This is a genomic window from Streptomyces sp. CA-135486, from assembly GCF_050936555.1.
In the GTDB taxonomy this organism is placed as follows: domain Bacteria; phylum Actinomycetota; class Actinomycetes; order Streptomycetales; family Streptomycetaceae; genus Streptomyces.
Genome location: NZ_JBNJMM010000002.1, coordinates 3,635,116 through 3,652,526 on the forward strand (window position 1 = coordinate 3,635,116; position 17,411 = coordinate 3,652,526).

The 17,411-nt window shown below is 69.5% G+C and carries 18 protein-coding genes and 1 pseudogene; 9 read left to right on the top strand and 10 right to left on the bottom strand.

Features of this window, described 5'->3' with window-relative positions; translation table 11 throughout:
* Position 1: 1 nt before the first annotated feature.
* Both aceB and ACQEVG_RS35970 read left to right on the top strand, forming a co-directional pair.
* A pseudogene (gene aceB, locus ACQEVG_RS35965) lies at positions 2–1,472 on the top strand (malate synthase A); the annotation flags it as partial.
* Positions 1,469–2,338 (top strand): 3-hydroxybutyryl-CoA dehydrogenase, encoded by an 870-nt coding sequence (locus ACQEVG_RS35970; RefSeq protein ID WP_432991795.1) that lies wholly within the window; start codon positions 1,469–1,471, stop codon positions 2,336–2,338. The pseudogene aceB and the gene ACQEVG_RS35970, both read left to right, overlap by 4 nt.
* A 318-nt stretch (positions 2,339–2,656) precedes the next feature.
* Here ACQEVG_RS35970 and ACQEVG_RS35975 read toward each other — a convergent pair whose 3' ends face one another.
* On the bottom strand, positions 2,657–3,541 hold the full coding sequence (locus ACQEVG_RS35975; protein WP_432991797.1) for a LysR family transcriptional regulator: 885 nt from the start codon (positions 3,539–3,541) through the stop codon (positions 2,657–2,659).
* A gap of 264 nt (positions 3,542–3,805) precedes the next feature.
* Between ACQEVG_RS35975 and ACQEVG_RS35980 the strand changes: the two genes are divergently transcribed.
* Positions 3,806–4,909 carry a M20 family metallopeptidase gene (locus tag ACQEVG_RS35980; protein WP_432993150.1) on the top strand — a complete coding sequence of 368 codons (1,104 nt, stop codon included), beginning with the start codon at positions 3,806–3,808 and terminating at the stop codon, positions 4,907–4,909.
* A gap of 77 nt (positions 4,910–4,986) precedes the next feature.
* Positions 4,987–5,478: a hypothetical protein gene (locus tag ACQEVG_RS35985; RefSeq protein WP_432991799.1), complete on the top strand. Its 492-nt coding sequence runs from the start codon at positions 4,987–4,989 to the stop codon at positions 5,476–5,478.
* 23 nt (positions 5,479–5,501) lie between these two features.
* On the opposite strand, the gene ACQEVG_RS35990 is transcribed toward ACQEVG_RS35985, so the two are convergent.
* A complete protein-coding gene (locus ACQEVG_RS35990; RefSeq protein ID WP_432991801.1) occupies positions 5,502–6,107 on the bottom strand; it encodes a cupredoxin domain-containing protein in 606 nt (201 codons plus the stop codon).
* 984 nt (positions 6,108–7,091) lie between these two features.
* On the opposite strand from ACQEVG_RS35990, the gene ACQEVG_RS35995 reads away from it, so the two are divergent.
* Complete coding sequence (locus ACQEVG_RS35995) at positions 7,092–7,454, top strand: peptidoglycan-binding domain-containing protein (RefSeq protein ID WP_432991803.1); 363 nt, start codon at positions 7,092–7,094, stop codon at positions 7,452–7,454.
* A 173-nt stretch (positions 7,455–7,627) separates the two neighbouring features.
* On the opposite strand, the gene ACQEVG_RS36000 is transcribed toward ACQEVG_RS35995, so the two are convergent.
* From ACQEVG_RS36000 to ACQEVG_RS36025, 6 genes are all read right to left on the bottom strand, one after another.
* On the bottom strand, positions 7,628–7,852 hold the full coding sequence (locus ACQEVG_RS36000) for a hypothetical protein (RefSeq protein WP_432991805.1): 225 nt from the start codon (positions 7,850–7,852) through the stop codon (positions 7,628–7,630).
* The gene (locus ACQEVG_RS36005; protein WP_432991807.1) at positions 7,849–8,247 is read right to left on the bottom strand and encodes a hypothetical protein; all 399 of its coding nucleotides are present in this window, start codon (positions 8,245–8,247) and stop codon (positions 7,849–7,851) included. The genes ACQEVG_RS36000 and ACQEVG_RS36005 overlap by 4 nt, the downstream gene beginning before the upstream one ends.
* Before the next feature lie 57 nt (positions 8,248–8,304).
* Positions 8,305–9,798 carry a sensor histidine kinase gene (locus ACQEVG_RS36010; RefSeq protein ID WP_432991809.1) on the bottom strand — a complete coding sequence of 498 codons (1,494 nt, stop codon included), beginning with the start codon at positions 9,796–9,798 and terminating at the stop codon, positions 8,305–8,307.
* On the bottom strand, positions 9,795–10,505 hold the full coding sequence (locus tag ACQEVG_RS36015) for a response regulator transcription factor (RefSeq protein ID WP_432991811.1): 711 nt from the start codon (positions 10,503–10,505) through the stop codon (positions 9,795–9,797). Before ACQEVG_RS36015 ends, ACQEVG_RS36010 begins: the two co-directional genes overlap by 4 nt.
* Before the next feature lie 175 nt (positions 10,506–10,680).
* Positions 10,681–11,139 (bottom strand): hypothetical protein, encoded by a 459-nt coding sequence (locus ACQEVG_RS36020; RefSeq protein ID WP_432991813.1) that lies wholly within the window; start codon positions 11,137–11,139, stop codon positions 10,681–10,683.
* A 137-nt stretch (positions 11,140–11,276) separates the two neighbouring features.
* The gene (locus ACQEVG_RS36025) at positions 11,277–12,041 is read right to left on the bottom strand and encodes an SDR family NAD(P)-dependent oxidoreductase (protein WP_432991815.1); all 765 of its coding nucleotides are present in this window, start codon (positions 12,039–12,041) and stop codon (positions 11,277–11,279) included.
* A 153-nt stretch (positions 12,042–12,194) separates the two neighbouring features.
* On the opposite strand from ACQEVG_RS36025, the gene ACQEVG_RS36030 reads away from it, so the two are divergent.
* Positions 12,195–12,644, top strand: coding sequence for a PaaI family thioesterase (locus ACQEVG_RS36030; protein ID WP_432991817.1), 450 nt, complete (start codon positions 12,195–12,197; stop codon positions 12,642–12,644).
* Between the two features lie 159 nt (positions 12,645–12,803).
* Here the strand turns inward: ACQEVG_RS36030 and ACQEVG_RS36035 are convergent, their stop codons facing one another.
* Positions 12,804–12,980, bottom strand: a complete 177-nt coding sequence (locus tag ACQEVG_RS36035) for a hypothetical protein (RefSeq protein ID WP_432991819.1) — start codon at positions 12,978–12,980, stop codon at positions 12,804–12,806.
* A gap of 225 nt (positions 12,981–13,205) precedes the next feature.
* On the opposite strand from ACQEVG_RS36035, the gene ACQEVG_RS36040 reads away from it, so the two are divergent.
* Both ACQEVG_RS36040 and ACQEVG_RS36045 read left to right on the top strand, forming a co-directional pair.
* Complete coding sequence (locus ACQEVG_RS36040) at positions 13,206–14,084, top strand: hypothetical protein (protein ID WP_432991821.1); 879 nt, start codon at positions 13,206–13,208, stop codon at positions 14,082–14,084.
* Positions 14,085–15,151: 1,067 nt separating this feature from the next.
* Positions 15,152–15,625: an SsgA family sporulation/cell division regulator gene (locus ACQEVG_RS36045; protein WP_432991823.1), complete on the top strand. Its 474-nt coding sequence runs from the start codon at positions 15,152–15,154 to the stop codon at positions 15,623–15,625.
* Positions 15,626–15,807: 182 nt separating this feature from the next.
* Here ACQEVG_RS36045 and ACQEVG_RS36050 read toward each other — a convergent pair whose 3' ends face one another.
* Positions 15,808–16,629, bottom strand: coding sequence for an alpha/beta fold hydrolase (locus ACQEVG_RS36050; protein ID WP_432991825.1), 822 nt, complete (start codon positions 16,627–16,629; stop codon positions 15,808–15,810).
* A 141-nt stretch (positions 16,630–16,770) separates the two neighbouring features.
* Between ACQEVG_RS36050 and ACQEVG_RS36055 the strand changes: the two genes are divergently transcribed.
* Positions 16,771–17,352 carry a TetR/AcrR family transcriptional regulator gene (locus ACQEVG_RS36055; RefSeq protein ID WP_432991827.1) on the top strand — a complete coding sequence of 194 codons (582 nt, stop codon included), beginning with the start codon at positions 16,771–16,773 and terminating at the stop codon, positions 17,350–17,352.
* Positions 17,353–17,411 lie beyond the last annotated feature (59 nt).

Genomic DNA, 17,411 nt, shown 5'->3' on the forward strand with positions numbered 1-17,411 from the left:
CCGCCGCTTCGAACTCCTCGCCGAGCGCCGTCGCCGCACCTCTCGGCTCGCCGACGGCGCCCCGCTCGACTTCTCCCGCGCCACCTCCGCCGTCCGCACCGACCCCGACTGGCGGGTCGCCCCGCCCGCGCCGGGGCCTCGCCGACCGCCGGGTGGAGATCACCGGTCCGCCCGAGCGGCGCATGACCGTCAATGCCCTCAACTCTGGCGCCCATGTGTGGATGGCGGACTTCGAGGACGCCACTTCACCGGCCTGGGACAACATCGTCGGGGGTCAGCTGAACCTGCTCGACGCTTGTCGGCGCCGGATCGACTTCACCACGCCGGAAGGCAAGGAGTACAGGCTCGGCGACGATCTGGCGACCATCATGGTCCGCCCCCGGGGCTGGCACCTCACGGAGAGGCACCTCGTCATCGACGAGCGCCCCGTTCCCGCCTCGCTCGTCGACTTCGGCCTGTACTTCTTCCACTGTGCCCAGCGGCAGATCGACGCCGGAAGCGGCCCGTACTTCTACCTCCCCAAGCTGGAGAACCACTACGAAGCCCGCCTGTGGAACGACGTCTTCGTCCTCGCCCAGGACCTGCTCAACATCCCCCGCGGGACCATCCGCGCCACCGTCCTCATCGAGACGATCACCGCCGCGCTCGAGATGGAGGAGATCCTCTACGAGCTCCGCGAACACAGCGCCGGACTGAACGCGGGCCGTTGGGACTATCTCTTCAGCCTGATCAAGAACTATGCGCACCGCCCCGACTTCGTCCTCCCGGACCGGGCGAAGGTCACCATGACCGCGCCGTTTCTGCGCGCCTACACCGAACTGCTGGTCCGCACCTGCCACAAGCGTGGCGCGCATGCCACCGGCGGCATGGCGGCCCACGTCCCCAGCCGCGACGCGCAGGCCAACGAGGCGGCTTTCGCCAAGGTGAGGCTCGACAAGGAACGTGAGGCCGAGGACGGCTTCGACGGGTCCTGGGTCGCCCACCCCGGACTCGTGCCCGTCTGCCGCGACGTCTTCGACAACGTGCTGGGCGACCGGCCCCACCAGATGGATCGCATCCGCGACGACGTCGAGGTGACCGCTGCCGACCTCCTCGCCGTCCGCCGCAGCGCCGGCCCGCCCACTCTCGATGGTGTCCGCGCCAACATCGCCGTCGCCCTGCGCTACTTCGACGCCTGGCTGCGCGGCCACGGCGCCGTCGCCCTGTACGGGCTGATGGAGGACGCCGCGACCGCCGAGATCGCCCGTGTGCAGATCTGGCAGTGGATACGCCACGACCTCGTCGAGCGCGACACGGTCATCGAGCTGCTGGACGACGAGATCGCCGCCCTCGGGGCGGATTACCCCTGGGCCCGAGTGGACGAGGTCCGGGCCATCTTCGAACGCACCGCCCTGGCCAGGGACTTGCCGGCGTTCTTCACCGCAGACGCCTACGCCCGCCACCTCGTACGCCGATCGGGAGTGCAGTCATGAGCGGAACCATCACACGGGTCGGCGTGGTCGGTGGCGGCCAGATGGGTGCCGGGATCGCCGAGGTGTGCGCCCGCGCCGGGCTCGACACAGTGGTCTGCGAGGCGGACGCCACAGCGGCCCGCGGAGCCCGCGAACGTGTGGCGACGTCCCTCGAACGCGCGGTCCAGCGCGGCAAGCTGGATCGTGTCTCCGCCGAGGATGCCCTCGCCAGGCTCGTCTTCACCGGCAGTCTCGACGACCTGGCCGACCGGCAGCTCGTCGTCGAAGCCGTCATAGAGAACGCCGACGCCAAGACGGAGATCTTCACTGCTCTGGACAAGATCGTCGAAGACCCCGAGGCGATTCTTGCCAGCAACACGTCGTCCATACCGATCATGCGGCTGGGCATGGCCACGCACCGCGCCGACAGGGTCCTGGGGCTGCACTTCTTCAACCCGGTACCCGTCCTGCCGCTGGTGGAAGTCGTCGCATCCCTCCACACCGCACCGCACAACGTCGCGGCCGTCGAGGCGTTCGCCCGCGACACCCTCGGCAAGACCCCGATCCGCTCCAAGGACCGGGCAGGCTTCGTCCTCAACGCCCTGTTGATCCCCTACCTCCTCTCGGCGATCCGCATGGCCGAGTCGGGCTTCGCCACCTCCGCCGACGTGGACGCGGGCATGGAACTCGGCTGCGCCCACCCCATGGGCCCGCTCAAGCTCGCCGACCTCATCGGCCTCGACACAGTCGCCTCCATCGCGGAATCCCTGTACGACGAGTTCAAGGAACCCCTGTACGCCCCGCCGCCGCTGCTCCAGCGCATGGTCGAAGCGGGGCTGCTCGGACGGAAGACCGGCAGGGGATTCCATCAGTACGACCGGGGCTGAGGGGCCCGGGTCGCCGCCGGGGCTGAGGGGCCCGGGCTGCTGTGGAGCGGGGCGCGGAGCGACGGCTTGAGGGTCGCTCCGCGCCCGCGTCCTCCGTGGAGGCTCCCTCAGGCGACCTGAGTGGCCAACCGCCACCAGGGCGGCGGTGACCGGGTGGGCCGGGTAGGCGAAGATCTGCCCTGGTTGGGCCAGTCGGGAGACCCGGCCTCATCTCCGCCTTCGAATCCTGCCGCCAGACAACGCCAAATCGACTGCCCCGCAGCGGTCAGCCTGTACGGCCGCCGTCATGCATCGCGACAGATCGCTCTGGAGAACGGTTCAATCGACGGCGTCGCGCAGCAGATCCCACAGTTTCAGTGCCGCCGGCAGCGGGGCAGCAGGCAGCGCCACATGTACGGTCCGGCGCAGGGCCGGGTCGGTGAGGCGGCACAGGACGAGTTCGTCGGGGACCGCCAGGGCGGCCAGCGAGGGGACCAGCGCCACCCCCACCCCGGCGGCCGCGTAGCCGAACTTCCCTGCCCACTCCGCGATCCGGATGATCTTCCTGGGTGTGAAGCCCGCCCGCGCGCAGGCGTCGGCGAGCATCGTGGGACGGTCGCCGTAAGCGTTCTGGAGCCAGGCCTCGTCGTGCAGTTCGTGCAGGTCGATCGTCCCGGCTCCGGCGAGGCGATGCCCCCGCGGGAGGGCGACGAGCAGCTCGTCCTCGCACAGCACGTTCGTCGTGACACCGTCGGCCGACGGCAGACCGGACGGGTAGTCGCTGACGACGGCGAGGTCCAGTGTCCCGTCCGCGAGGCGCTCCATCAGCGTGTCGGTCGGGCCCTCGACCGGGACGACCTCGACATCCGGCCTGGCGTCCTGGAGCGCCCGCAGGGCGGTGGGCACCAGCGAGATGTTGGCGGTGGCGAACGCACCCATGTGCAGCAGCCCGCCGTGCCCCGCGTGCAGCACGGCCAGCTCCCGCTCCGCCCGCGACAGCCGGTCTAGCACGTCCATGGCGTGCCGGTGCAGCGTGCGGCCGGCGGGATTCAGCCGTACGCCCCGCGGGAGTCGTTCGAACAGCGGTCCGCCCGCCTGCTGTTCCAGTGAGGCGATCCGCCGGGACACCGCGGACTGCGTGTAGTTGAGCCGGACCGCCGCTTTTGTGAATGATCCGGTCTCGGCCACGGTCACGAGCAGCCGCAGCGCGTCGATCTCGAACACGTTCCCCCCGCCTCCAAGATCCTCCTCCGGCCCTCACCATCTTCCCTCAACACATTCCTCGTAGGCATAGATCCCATGCAATCCAGTCGCTGGTGGAATGCCTTGCCCCGTCCTAACGTCGTTCACGAGGCGGTGCTCCGGAGGGGGAATGGACTCCGCCGCTCCAGTGGCCCATGAGATCCGAGGGGGAAGTGTGCTGTTCCGGCGGGGAGTTGAGACGGGGCGGAACCGGTGACCCGGGGGCCCGCGCTCGTGGTGCCGGCGATGCTGGCCGATCTGGAGGAACTCGTACTCTGCGAGTCCTTCTCGGCCGACCACGCGGCGGTGGCGCGCAGCGCCGAGGTGGTCGGCGCCCTCGGGACGAGGCTGCTGGGGGCCGGGCCGGAGACGATCGTGATCGACGGTGTGACACATCTGCGGTGGACCTTTGGTACCCCGCGGGTCCTGTTGGTGGGACACCACGACACGGTGTGGCCCATGGGCTCGCTCCAGGACCACCCCTGGTCGGTGACCGCCGGGATCGCCCGCGGCCCCGGGGTCCTGGACATGAAGGCGGGCCTGGTGCAGATGTTCCACGCGCTGGCCTCCCTGCCCTCCCCGGACGGGGTGTGCGTACTGGTCAACGGGGATGAGGAAGTCGGCTCCCAGACCTCCCGGGGACTGATCGAGGATTCCGCGCGCGGGTGCGCGGCCGCCTTCGTACTGGAGCCGGCTGCGAACGCGGAGGGCGCACTCAAGACCGCCCGCAAGGGGACCTCACGGTACGAGGTCGTGGTGCACGGCAAGGCCGCCCACGCGGGTCTGGAGCCGGAGAAGGGGGTCAACGCCGCGATCGAGGCCGCCCACCAGGTCCTGTCCATCGCCGACCTCGGGGCCTCGATGGGTGCCGCTGGTGCCGCCCACTCCGTCCTGGGCGCCCCAACGGTCACGCCCACCCTGCTGTCGGCCGGCAGCGCGCGCAACACGGTGCCCGCGCTGGCGCGGGTGTCGGTGGACGTGCGCGTGCCCACCTCGACGGCGCAGGACCGGATCGACGCTCTCATGCGGGGGCTCACCGCCCAGACACACGGAGCCCGGCTGAAGGTGCTGGGCGGCGGACAACGGCCGCCCATGGAACCGGAGTCCTCCGCCGAGCTGTTCGCCCTCGCCTCCCGGCTCGCCTCGGAACTGGGCCAGGAGCCGCTGCGGGGGATCGCCGTCGGCGGCGCCTCGGACGGGAACTACACCGCGGCGGCGGGCTGTCCGACGCTGGACGGCCTGGGCGCCGTGGGCGATGGCGCTCACGCGGACACCGAGTACGTCGAGGTCGCACAGATGGTCCCGCGTACCCGCCTGCTCGCCCAGCTGATCACGCAGACACGGCGATGACCTCACCGACCTGCGCGAACTCCGGCCCACCGAGCCGCCGGCCCCACTCACTCACCTCACACGCGAAGCAGAGGCTCATGACGTCACCGACCCCGCCACCACCCGAGGCCACCGGACTGGCCACCCGTCACCTCAAGCGTGGCCCTGCCCTGGCACTCACGGCCGTCACCGCCGTGCTGCTCACCGCCTGTACCGCAACCCCCGCCGAAGATCTCGAGAGCTGGTGGGGCTCAGGGGGTAGAACCCATATCCGCACCGTCAGCGACGACGCGAAAAGGGTCAGCGAACTCGTGAGAAGAAGCCGCGAGCGGGGGGCCCTGGACTCCACGGCCGCTGCCTTGCCCGCCTGCAAGGACCTGAGGACACATGTCGCTGCAGCCGAAGCGTACGACCCCATCCCGGACAAGGACGCCCAATCCTTCTGGTCGTCCGCCCTCGGAAGCTTTCGAAAGGGCGCATCCGACTGCATCGCAGGAAGCTTCATGGGCGTAATGGAGATCGAAACCGAAGGCAGCAGCAACCTCCAAGTGACCGTCTCGACCATCAGAAGAATCATGGTCGGTCCATAACTCGTGGGCATCGAGCCCCGGCGTCAGCTGACGGTGACGGTGCCTTTCATGGTCGGGTGGATGGTGCAGATGTAGGGATAGCTGCCGGATGTGGACGGAGCGATGAAGGTGGCTGTTTCGCCGGCATCGATGCTGCCCGTGTCGAATGCCTTTTCCCCGGTGGCGGTCACGGTGTGCGTGACCGAGTCCAGGTTCTCGACGATGACCTTCGTCCCGGGGCGTACCTGAAGATTCGCCGGGCTGAAGGTGAAGTTCTTGATCGAGATGTGCGCTGCGCCGGTGTTGGAGGTGCTCGGGGCGGATGAGGCGCTGGTGGTGTCGTTGCCGTTGTTCGAGCAGCCGGCCAGGGCGAGCAGGACGCAGGCTCCGGCCACTCTGAGGGCGGTGTTGACCCGGTGCGGATAGGTGAGTGACATGCCGGGCGGACCTTTCCGACGAGGGATGCCGTGGTCTGGGCGCGGCCGCTGATCGGGCGCCGCCCACTCAGGTTCACCGTCCTCGGTGGCGCTCGCCAGGGCGGTACGGCCAGTCGCGGCGCCGTTCACCTGAATGCCGACGGAGTCGCGCTTCATGCCGGCGCAGGACTGCTCGTGGGCGAGGACTTTGGGAACGGCTGCCGCAGGCGTCAACTCCTTGAGGGAATCAACGAGATGTGGGCCACATCCCGGAAGGCAGGTTGAGACAAGGCCGCACGGGCTGCGTATCGCCTCACAACGAAACAGCGCAGCCCGACCCGTGCCCCCACGCTCTCCGTCACAGACCCACCCCCGACCCCCATCCGACGTTTTGGTGCGCATCCGCCCATGAAAGACATCGCTGGCCTGTCCGCTGCAAGACATTCCACGGACGCTGGTTGAGGAGGACTGCCGGTGGGATTCAACGACGCCGAACCTCAGCGAGCTCACAGTCCAGGTCCTGATCTCACGCAAGAGATACGGGACTCCTTCCAGGCCGTGCTGGACGCCTTGGACGCCGCACGTGCCGACCTCTATGCGGTCGACAAGCACGAGGGCCGGCCCGAGTCCCCGCCGCCGACCTGGCAACATCCCAGCGAACCGGCCAGGGACGCAGGTTTCACTCGCCCGCCCCCGTCTCTGTCCTTGCCCCCGGCTCCGCCCCCACCCCGACGGACACAGCCAGTGGGGTCTGGGCCCGAGTGCCTGGATCCGGATCCTCCGCACGCCGTCGAGCCGCATGTGGTGGAGCCGCTGTGGACCGGTGGCGCACGGCAGGTCGCTCCGGAGGATGTCGTGGTGGAGCCCCTGTGGTTGCGCGCCACGAATCTGGAGCCTGTTCCACCCCCGTCATTGGGAACGCCACCGCCGGTGGGAAGGTCGCCGATGGCAAGTGGCGCAGGCACGACGTACGCCGCACCGCCGCCGACGTTCCCGCTCCCGCGGGAGGGCGTGCGCGCCCGGACAGGCCCGCGGCCGTACACCAACTGGTCGGCTGCTCCCGAGCGCCCGGCCCCGGACTCGGACCAACTCCTTGCCCCGCCCTCGGAGGGGCCAACGCCACCCGTCCGCGCGCACGCGAGGAACAGAAGGCGAGGATGGCGGCGCTTCACCGACCGGCGGGGCACTCGTGTCGCCGGAGTTTTCGGACTGGGTGCCGTGAGCGGACTGATCCTCGCCTCTTCGCTGCTGGTCAGCGAAAACCCCGGACCGGCGGTCCCGTCCGCGCCCTCCGAGCAACCGGACCGGCCGCCGGTGCCCGACAACCCCGCTCCCGGGCTTCCTGAGATCCCGGGCACGGGCGTGCTGCGTCAGGGCGACAGCGGCCATGGGGTATACGAGCTGCAGGTCCGGCTGCTCCAGGTCCCGAACATGTACGACGGCGGCGCGATCGATGGCCGTTACGGCAAGGAGGTCCGAGCGGCCGTGGCCAGATTCCAGCAGTGGTACGGCGTCCGCGGCGACGAGACAGGTGTCTACGGCGACAACACACGCCTGGCGCTCATGTTGCGAACCAAGTAGCCGGACTCGGATAGGTGGGCGTGGGGCGTTCACCATGATTCGACATCTCCTCGGATGCGGCAGTGGAGCAGTTCGCCACCTGGCCGGGGAGTTCGACCATGTTGTCGTCTCGGCGGGGGAGACGCCCGTGCGTCGCGTCGACACGCTGGCGCTCACCCCCTGCCTCCGTCTGGTCAGTCCTGCCCGTCTGCTGCCGCCGCGGATTCCGCTGCCGCGGCGGCCGATTCGGCGGCATCCACGAGTCGCTTCATTTCGGTGACCTCCGCGGGGCTGGTAGCCACGGGGCGGTCGGTGGTCGCGCTGCCCTTCTCGTCACCGCCCTGCCCGCAGCCGGTGAGGGCGGCGAACAACAGGAAGGTGGCCGCGGCGGCGGTGGCGGTGCGTCGGCAGGGCATCATTTGTCGCTCCCGTTGTTGTTCGCCTTGCACCAGGTCTTGACGGCGGTCAGGTCCTTTTGGCGCTTTTCGAGAGTGGGCACGAGGGAGCGGCGGAAGGTGAGCTTGTCGTTGAGGTAGGTCTCGATCTCGGTGTGGCCGGCTGTCCTCGCGTTTTCGACCCGCTTCTCCAGCCGGGCGATGGAGCCGCGCTGCGTCGCGTCCCCGCCGAGCCGGTCCAGGGCTCGCTCAAGACGCTTCTCGATCCTCGGTATCCGCTTGCACAGCGCCTGCGCTCCGTCTCCCGTGGGCGTGGCGGCCGGCGCGGGTGTCGAGCCGCCGGCCGAGGCCGTGCCTGCTGCGGCGAGCAGTGCGGTGACGGCGGTGAGAGCCAGGGCAGCGGTCTTGGCGGTACTCATGACGGTGTCTCCTCCGTTGGCGGGTGCGAGGCCCAGCTGCCTGCGCATGCCGAGAATTTAGGAGCCGTCTTTGTGGAAACCTTGTGGGCGCTCGGCGGTGCCGGTCAGCCAGTCCCGCTCGGCCGGCAAGGGGATCTCGGTCTGCCCGTCGTCCCGCACGGGGAGCCGGACCTCGATCCGCGTGCCTCTGCCGCCGGGGCAATCCTGGATCTGGACGCGGCCCGAGTGCAGGGCGGTCTGCTGCGCGACCAGGGTGAGGCCGAGTCCGGAACCGGGGCTGTCCGGCCTGCGCTCGAAGCGATGGAACACAGCATCACGCTGCGAGGGAAGAATGCCGGGGCCGTGGTCGTCGATCGTCAGCACGGCGACCGAACCGGTGGGGTGGCCGCCCGCTCGAAGGCCCAGTTCCACTCGTGCGCGTCCGTCGCCGCTCCGGCCGTGAACCAGGGCATTGGCCAGGAGGTTGTCGACGATGGTCCGTACCCCGGGCTCCCATGCGTGCACGCACAGGCGCGGCATGACCGGCACAGTGATCTCCGCCGTGGGGTGCCTGCGCCTGGCGTCGGCGACCGAGGCGTCGATCACTTCGGTCAGGTCCACCGGGCCGAACGCATCGGCCTCGATCAGATCGCCCCTTCCGAGTTCCCGGAGCATCACCAGCAGGCCCAGCAGCCGAGCGTGCTCGGCCTGGAGGTCCCCCAGGACCTCATCCCGGTCCGCCGCTGCGAGCTCGGGATGCTGGGCGAGGATCTCCAGGTTCGTCTGCATGCTCATCAGCGGGGTGCGCAGTTCATGCGCCGCGGCGGCGGCGAACGACCGGGCGGTGGTCAGGGCCCCCGTCGTCCGCGCGGCCTGTTCGTCGTAGCGGGCCAGCACGGTCTGCAGCGTCCGCGCCAGGTCGTCGACCTCGGTGACCCCGGTCCGGGTGTGGTCGAGCCTCGCCGCATCCGCTCTCGGGTCGAGGCCGCTGGTGCGCTGTTGCAGTCGGCGCAGCGGGCGGCTGGCCCGCGAGGCGACGGTCAACGCCACCAGACCGGACACCGGGGCTGCCAGCAGCGCCACTGTCACCACGCGCCTGCGTACGAGGGTCAGTTGATCCTTGCTGGCGGTATCGGGGGAGAACAGCCACAGTGTGCCGTCGACACCGGGGCGCGAGCCGTGCACACGGACCGACAGCACCCGCCAGCTCCTGGCCTTGTCCTCGATGGTCACCGGCATCCGGGCGCTGGCCGGCAGGGGCACGGAAGCGTCGGGCTGCGGGCCGCCCGACACGGTGCCCTGCGGCCCGGCCAGCCGGATACCGACATCCAGGCCGGAGGCGTACAACTGCCGCTCACGGGCCTGCTCGACCGCTGCGGGACGGTCGGCGGCGGTGACCCGCAGCAGCCGACGGGCGTTCCCGGCGGCTACCGCCGCGCGCTCTTGCAGATGTGCGTCCTGTTCAGCATGCAGGTCACGGGCTACCAGCAGGAGCAGCAACCATCCCGCCGCCAGCACCAGCACCGGCACGGTGGCGCCAACGGCGAGCGCGATACGCGTGGACAGCTTCACGGGTTGCCGCCCCCGTTGTCCGAGCGCAGGACGAATCCGACTCCCCGCACCGTATGGATCATCCGTGCCCGGCCGCCGCTCTCCAGCTTGCGCCGCAGATAGCTGACGAAGGTGTCGACGGCATCCGTACGCACCTCGAAGTCGTACCCCCAGACGCGCTCCAGCAGCTGGTCCCGGGTGAGTACGATCCCCGCATTGCGCGCGAGAACCTCCAGCAGTTCGAACTCCCGCCGGGTCAGCGCCAGCAACTCGCTCTCCAGCCGCGCCTCGCGGGCAGCCGGATCCAGCACAAGATGGCCGACCCGGACCATGTCCGTCTCCCTGGGCGGCCGCCGGCGCAGCAGTGCCTCCAGCCGCAGCACCAGCTCCTGCAACGCGAACGGCTTGACCAGGTAGTCGTCGCCACCGGCCTGCAGCCCGGCGATGCGGTCCGCCGTCTCGTCCAGCGCCGAGAGCATCAGCACGGGCAGGTCGTTGCCGTCCTCGCGCAGCGCCCGGCACACCTGGATTCCGTCGAGATCGGGCATGGAAATATCGAGCACGACCACATCGGTCGACTCCCGGCGCACATGGGCCAGGGCAGGCCGCCCTCCCTCGGCAAGGGCCACCGCGAAGCCGGCCAGCCGCAGTCCCCGCTCCAGCGAACGCCGGATCGCCGGATCGTCGTCCACCACCAGTACCTGTCCCCGACCTGCGCTACCACTCATCCGGCCCTCCCTCTCTCGACTTCCCGCACCAGGCCGGCACTCACCCGATCGTGCTACCGGGACAATGCCAGAACCGCATCGCTGTGGGCGTACGAGGCGGCGACATCGGCAGACGAGGGCCACCGTGCGGCACGCTTCGCCAGAGCGGTTGACGGGGACCGGCGGAGTTGGGCCTTCACCAGCGCCAGGTCAGGCAGGCGCCCTCCTCGACGGCCGCCCAGCGGGCAGCGACCGCGTCGAGAGCAGCGCCGGTGCGGGCCAGATCGGCCTCGTCGAGCGGCCCGCGGCCGATGCCGCGGCCTTCGGTGGGCAGGCCGCTCCAGACCCGATAGGCCCAGTTCACCGCCAGCTCAGCCGCCATCACCGCATCACCTTTGCGGCGCAGCACTTTGAGACCCGAGCGGCGGTGCCTGCCCGGGGCGACCAGTTCGAATCCTTGGAAGGTCGCGCCCTGCGCGACAGCGCCCCAGAAGCCGTCGGTCAGGCCGAGCGCCTGCTCGACAGCGGCATGGACAAGGTCGTGCGGCACGGTCGGGCCGGTCGGCTGCGCGGTCAGCCGGATGTCGGGTCCGCGGCGGTCACGGACCAGAATCTCGTGCTGGTTGTCCGGCAGCTTCCGGAAGAGAATATCCATCGCGTCCGACGGTAGGGCGCAACCCCTGCGCCACCAACTGGATTACCGTTGCGGCGCTGATCGGGGCTGCGATACGGGACGGCGACGGCCCCGCCGACCCGTCTGACCCCGCACAGGGTTCGTAGGGTCCGACGACCCTATTGGCGTGGTTTGCGGGAGCGGGCCATCTTGGCCGAGAGGGCACGCGGCACATGGCGGACTGCGAAAGCGTATGCCTTGTACTGCAGTCCCGTGATGCTGACCGGGCGGTTTCGGCTCAGATCCTTGACCGCCTGCTCCACGACACGGTTGGCGTCGAGCCACGCCCATTCGGGGAGCGAGCTGACGTCCATGCCGGCACGCTTCTGGAATTCCGTCCGGGTGAAGCCAGGGCACAGGGCGAGGACCTTCACTCCATGGGGAGCGAGGTCGACGCGCAGTGATTCACTGAAGGCCGTGAGCCAGGCCTTGGCGGCACCATAGGTGCCGGTGGGCAGCAGAGCGGCAACCGAGGAGACATTGAGGATCGCCCCCTTTCCGCGGGCGGTCATGCCGGGAATGGCCGCGTGAGTGAGTCGAAGCGGCGCGCGGACCAGTAGGTCGAGCATCCGTTCCTCGTCGTCGATCGCGCTGTGGGGGAAGGGCGCCGGAAGTCCGAAGCCGGCGTTGTTGATGAGGATGTCGACCGGGGCAGTGGCCGAGGAGAGCCGCTCTTCCACCCGTCCGCACTCCGCCGGATCGATCAGATCGGCGGCCATGACCTCGACCTGGACGCCGTACCGGGCTCGCAGCTCGTCGGCGCTCGCCTCGAGACGGACCTTGTCCCGGGCGACGAGGACGAGGTTGCATCCGGAGGCAGCGAATCTATGGGCGAAGGCGGCACCGATTCCCGAACTGGCACCGGTGATAAGAGCGTTGGGCACGAAACCTCCAAATTTCTCGGGTATACGGACGATCCGAGCCTAGGGCCGTTCCGCGGAAGCCCCGTAAGGTTCCCGTCATTTCTGGGACCTCACCGATTGTGGGCGTATGCGAGGACCCTCCGGTTGCCGGGGCTGTCAGTGGGAGCCTGTTCAATGTCCTTCATGGAGATGGATACGCAAAGGCGTGGCTTGTTTTGGGACGTGCAGGCGGGTCGGGTCCCACCGCCCCCTGCGGCGGTGCTTCTCGGCTGGGAACTGGTCGGTGTGGATCCGGAGCAGGGGACCATCGAGGTGGCGTTTGCGGCGGGTGATCAGTTCGTGAATCCTGCCGGTGTCATCCAGGGCGGGTTCTTGGCCGCGATGCTCGATGACACATTGGGTCCGGCGCTGGTCGCGACGTTGCCGGAAGACCAGTTCGCGCCGACCCTCGATCTTCATGTTCAGTTCCTCCGCCCCGCCCGCCCGGGACGGCTTCTGGGGCGAGGACGGGTCGTGCAGCGTGGCAAAGAGGTGTGCTTTCTGGCCGGTGAGCTGCTCGGCGACGACGGCAGGCCGGTGGCTGTGGCGACCGCGACCGCACGAATCCAGAGTGTTCGTCAGTAGCCTTGGGCGGTCAGCGTCGTGACGGGGCGTCAGTTGTGCGGCGGTGCCGGATGACGGCTGCCTTGGCTCTCCGTACATGCGGTGTACGAACAGGCTGCCCCTGCCCTCAGTTCCGTGGAGCTGAGGGCGAGGGTGGCCGGCCCGGAGCCCGTGTTCGGGCTATTCGATGATGGTGTGGAAGAAGGTGACGGCGGCGGTGAAGGTGGCGCCGCCGATGAGCGTGGCATCGGCGAGGGTGCCGCCTTTGGAGGCGGTGAGGGCGCCGGCGGCGAGGGCGGTGAGGGTGCCGAGGAGGAGGATGACGGCGGCGCGCTGGCCCAGGAGGGGAGCGTTCACGGCAGCTCCTGTTGCTGGCAGGGCGACACGGCAGAGGCCGTGTCCGGTTGTTGTTGCTGTAGCCGCGTCCGACGCCGTTGCCCCCGCATGAGGACTCTCTTGCCCGGTTAGTGAGGATTATTGGGATATGCCCGGGGGGAGATCCGCGCATCGGAGCTATCAGAAGGTCGTGAGCGAATTGCCACGCACCCGATGACGGGTCCGCGACTGCGCGAAGGAGCCGGTGTGTCGAGTGAGATCACAGCTGGTGCCCCCGGGTGCCCCGGTCCGCAGTGCTCCGGCCCGTCCTCGGATGCCGGCAGCGAGGGATCGTTCCTGCCGCCACACGGGCAGGAGCTGGCCCGGATCGAGGATCTGCTGGCCCAGGGAGTGGAGCGGGAGGCCGCGGCAGCCCGCACGGAGCGGCTGGCCGGGGACGCCCGAGTGGTGGAAGTGCTGCGCGCCGATGGCTTCACCGGCCCCCGCTACCGTAAGTTCGCAGGTCAGCTGATGGAGTACGGCTGGCCGATCATGATCGGCTGGAACAGTACGGGGGAGATCTTCCGGCAGACCGGCATGATTCACAGGCCGGTCCCGGATGGTGCGATCATCCACGACTGGGACCGGGACGACCGTATTGAGGTCGCCACCGACACCGTCCTGGCGGGTCTGGAGCTCTTCCGCACCCACGCGCTCGAGAACGGCAGATGGACCCCGGACGGCGGCGCGAGGCTGACGACGTATTACGTCGGTGCCTGTGTGCGCGCTTTCCGGCCGGTGTACGTCCGCTGGAGCCGGGAGCGTATGACACGGCAGGGCATGCGGGCGGCACCTCTGGGCCCGGAGGATGCCGATCCGCTGGTCGGCATCCCCGATCAGCGTGCCGCCGATCCCTGCCACGCGGCTGCCGTCCACGACGAGATCAATCGCGTCCTCCCGCTGCTGACCGACTCTCAGGTGCGGATCGGCGTCGGCTGGCGGGCCGTGGGATGCAGCCAGAGCGAGGCCGCCGCGTTGGCGGGACTGACCGAGAAGGCCCTGGAACGTCGCTTGAGCCGGGTACGCGTCAGGCTCCGCGCCACTGCGGAGCGGTGGCAGGGACCCGGTACGGGGGGAACGGAATGACTGAGCCGACAGGTGGAGCCGTGGACTTCAACCGAGCTCCCAGCGTGAGTGATGATTTCGATGCCCTGCTGGCAGCCTCCAGTCTGGGAGCGCCCCGGGTGATGGCTGTACGCGCCCACACCCGCAGCGGCGTCCGTGATCTTCTCGAGGCCCGTCTCGAGAACCAGAGGCCGCAGACGGCGCCCAAGCCGCTCCCGGCGAGTGACGTTTCGGGGCCCGCGATCTCCGTCGACGCGCCGGTCTGCGCCGCGGCCGGGTGGCTCTTTCCCCGGGCACGGCACGAGCTGGTCATCGTCCCGGCCGGGTGGAGAGTGCTGAGGGGGATATGGCGACAGACCGCCGGCAGCGCAGCTCCGGAGCTCTCTCCCGTTGCCCCGGAAGTGGTCCTGTGGGACACGCCCGGCCTGGGGGAGAGCCTGAGGGAGAAGGAAGCCTGGACGTCTCCGACGACCGTCGCGCCGACGAGCCTCAGCGCCTGGAGCCCGCATCCAGGATTGCTCGAACGGACCCTGCGGCTGTCTGCCCGACGGCGCCCGCTGAACTTCCCCGACCTGTACGGCGGTCTCGGCCCGTGGCTCCAGCCGCCGCCGGGTGGAAGGCGACAGCTGTGCCGCTGGTGCGCCCGCCCGCAGGCGCCAGGGCTTGGCTTTGGCGACCTGCCGCGCCGGGCCGACCGGTGCGGGGACCGGCTGTTGACGTGCGTTTCGTTGCCGGGTCTCCTGTCGCACGCCGATCTCCCTTTCGGATGGACGATGTTGGAGGCCGTGCCGGCAGAGCGGCTTCACCATGGGCTATTCCACGCCCACCGGGATTTCGGCCGACCGGTGCGGGCGCAGACGGGGCTGTGCCTTGCCTTGCGCTTTCCCATGCCGCCGCAGACGACCATGCCGGGACCGGGCGTGCTGCCCGGGGACGGCGGGCCACGACGCAGGCTTCTTGTGGTCGCGCGGGGGACGGATGCGCTCTGGCACCTGCTCCCAGGGCGCGACCTGGCACATCCACGGCCGGAGCCCGCTCCCGCCACGGGTAAGGACGCAGGGCTGCCCGCGGTTCAGCAACGGGCGCCAATGGCTTGCACCGTGGAGACCGAGCGGGGGGTGACGACCGTCCGGGCCCACACCCAACTGCAGCTCCTCGGGGACGGCCCGCCACGCCCCCGGCTCCTTCCCGCCACCTTCACCTACCGTTCGGACGACCCGTACGCGGTGCGCGTCGTCTTCGGAGAGCCCCCTGGTGCTCAGGTCGAGTGGGTCTTCGCCAGGGAACTTCTCGTCGAAGGCCTGCGCCATGCCTCCGGTACGGGAGATGTCAGGGTCCACAGGGAAGCGGCCGTCGCCGGGCAGGAGGGGCCCGACCGTGTGCACATCAGTCTCAGCTCGCCCGAGGGGAGAGCCCTGCTGGCCATGCCCTCCGGCGACCTGGAGACGTTCCTCGCGAAGACGCGTGCTGCGGTCGTGTACGGATCCGAGCACCGGCACATGCGCGTCCCGTGGGAGACCCTGACCGAAGAACTGTGGTGGCACCCCAACTCTCATCGGTAGACCTCCGGCGGGGGCAACGAGCGCCGACGCCAGGGGCTGCCGTTCTCGCCCTCCGGGGAATCGGGGAGTTGGGGGGCATACGAGGTATGCGTCGTCTTCCGGCCTTGTGCCGGGCCCTGCAGGTGGGGCTCTGGGGTCGTCCCCACCTGAGGACCGCGGATGCTTCGGGCTGCCGCTGGGGGTTACTTGGTGATGAAGTCGAGCAGGTCAGCGTTGAATGCCTGCTCGAAGGCTCCGGTCAGGCCGTGCGGGGCGCCCGGGTAGATCTTGAGGGTGGCGTACTTGACCAGCCGGGCCGCCTTCTGCGCCGAGTTGGCGATGGGCACGATCTGGTCGTCGTCACCGTGGGCGATCAGGGTGGGCACATCGATGCGCTTCAGGTCCTCGGTGAAGTCGGTCTCCGAGAACTGCGCGATGCAGTCGTACGCCGCCTTCAGGCCGGCCTGCATGCTCATCAACCAGAAGGCGTCACGGGTGCCCTGCGAGACGGAGGAACCGGGCCTGTTGGCACCGTAGAAGCTCTCGCTCAGCGTCCGGTAGAACTCGGAGCGGTCGAGGCGTACGCCTTCGCGGATGCCGTCGATGACCTCGATGGGCAAACCGCCGGGGTTGCTGCCGGTCTTGAGCATCTGCGGCGGGACGGCGCCGAGGAGCACCGACTTGGCGACGCGGGCAGTGCCGTGCCGTCCGATGTAGCGGGCGACCTCGCCGCCGCCGGTGGAGTGGCCGACGAGAACGACGTTGTCCAGGCCGAGGTGCTCGATCAGTTGGGCGAGGTCGTCGGCGTAGGTGTCCATGTCGTTGCCCTGCCAGGGCTGGGCGGAGCGGCCGTGGCCGCGCCGGTCGTGGGCGATGGCGCGGAAGCCGTTCTCTGCGACGAATCGCATCTGGCCGTCCCAGGCGTCCGCGTTCAGCGGCCAGCCGTGACTGAAGACCACGGGCTGTCCGCTGCCCCAGTCCTTGTAGTGGATGTCAGTGCCGTCGGTAGTGGTGAAGACGCTCATGGGCGGAACTCCCCTTGCGGTTTGCGGGCGGATAAAGCGACCTTGGCAGTAGACAGAACGTTCTGTCTGCCTCAGATGGAATCCCTCATCGCGTCCCCTGTCAAGCCCAAAGAGACAGACCGGTCTGTTAATGTTTGGTTTATGTCCGTTCAACCCGACCCGGCCGCCAGGTCGTCCGCTCGTGATCGCCTCGTCGAGGCAGCGGCGGGCACCTTCTACGCCGAGGGCATCCACTCCGTGGGCGTCGACCGCCTGATCGCCGCCGCGGGCGTGACGAAGGCGACGTTCTACCGGCACTTCCCCTCCAAGGAAGACCTGGTTGTCGAGTACCTCCGCCTGCGGGACGAGGCGATCCGGTCGCAGGTGGAGCAGATGGCCACCGAGAGCCCGCACCCCCGCGATGCGCTCACCGCCGTAGTCGAGTGGCTCGCCGACGAGGTGTGCGGCGCGGGGTTCCGAGGCTGCCCTTTCATCAACGCCGCGGCCGAGTACCCTGACCCCGCGCACCCGGTCCGGCTCCTGGTCACCAGGCACCGGACCTGGTTCCGCGATGCCGTCGCCGACCTGCTGCGGGCCAACGGCCACCCCCACCCCGTACCGGCCGCGGCATCTCTTCTGCTGCTGCGCGACGGCGCGATGGTCGGCGGCTACCTGGACGGGGGCGAGGCCCGGGACCTCATGCTCCGCACGGCCGACGCGCTCCTCAACGACGGCGGCAGCTGAAGCTCGGGACGCTCCGGCGCCGGCACCTGGCGGGGGTGTACAGGGAACTGATGGAAGCG

Bases quoted from the DNA above. Each gene is read 5' to 3' on its own strand.
- ACQEVG_RS36045 (WP_432991823.1), top strand. From the start codon at position 15,152: ATGGCTTGCACCGTGGAGACCGAGCGGGGGGTGACGACCGTCCGGGCC.
- ACQEVG_RS36005 (WP_432991807.1), bottom strand. From the start codon at position 8,247: ATGAGTACCGCCAAGACCGCTGCCCTGGCTCTCACCGCCGTCACCGCA.
- ACQEVG_RS36000 (WP_432991805.1), bottom strand. From the start codon at position 7,852: ATGATGCCCTGCCGACGCACCGCCACCGCCGCCGCGGCCACCTTCCTG.
- ACQEVG_RS35985 (WP_432991799.1), top strand. From the start codon at position 4,987: ATGACGTCACCGACCCCGCCACCACCCGAGGCCACCGGACTGGCCACC.
- ACQEVG_RS36015 (WP_432991811.1), bottom strand. From the start codon at position 10,505: ATGAGTGGTAGCGCAGGTCGGGGACAGGTACTGGTGGTGGACGACGAT.
- ACQEVG_RS35970 (WP_432991795.1), top strand. From the start codon at position 1,469: ATGAGCGGAACCATCACACGGGTCGGCGTGGTCGGTGGCGGCCAGATG.
- ACQEVG_RS36020 (WP_432991813.1), bottom strand. From the start codon at position 11,139: ATGGATATTCTCTTCCGGAAGCTGCCGGACAACCAGCACGAGATTCTG.
- ACQEVG_RS35980 (WP_432993150.1), top strand. From the start codon at position 3,806: ATGCTGGCCGATCTGGAGGAACTCGTACTCTGCGAGTCCTTCTCGGCC.
- ACQEVG_RS36050 (WP_432991825.1), bottom strand. From the start codon at position 16,629: ATGAGCGTCTTCACCACTACCGACGGCACTGACATCCACTACAAGGAC.
- ACQEVG_RS36030 (WP_432991817.1), top strand. From the start codon at position 12,195: ATGTCCTTCATGGAGATGGATACGCAAAGGCGTGGCTTGTTTTGGGAC.
- ACQEVG_RS36055 (WP_432991827.1), top strand. From the start codon at position 16,771: ATGTCCGTTCAACCCGACCCGGCCGCCAGGTCGTCCGCTCGTGATCGC.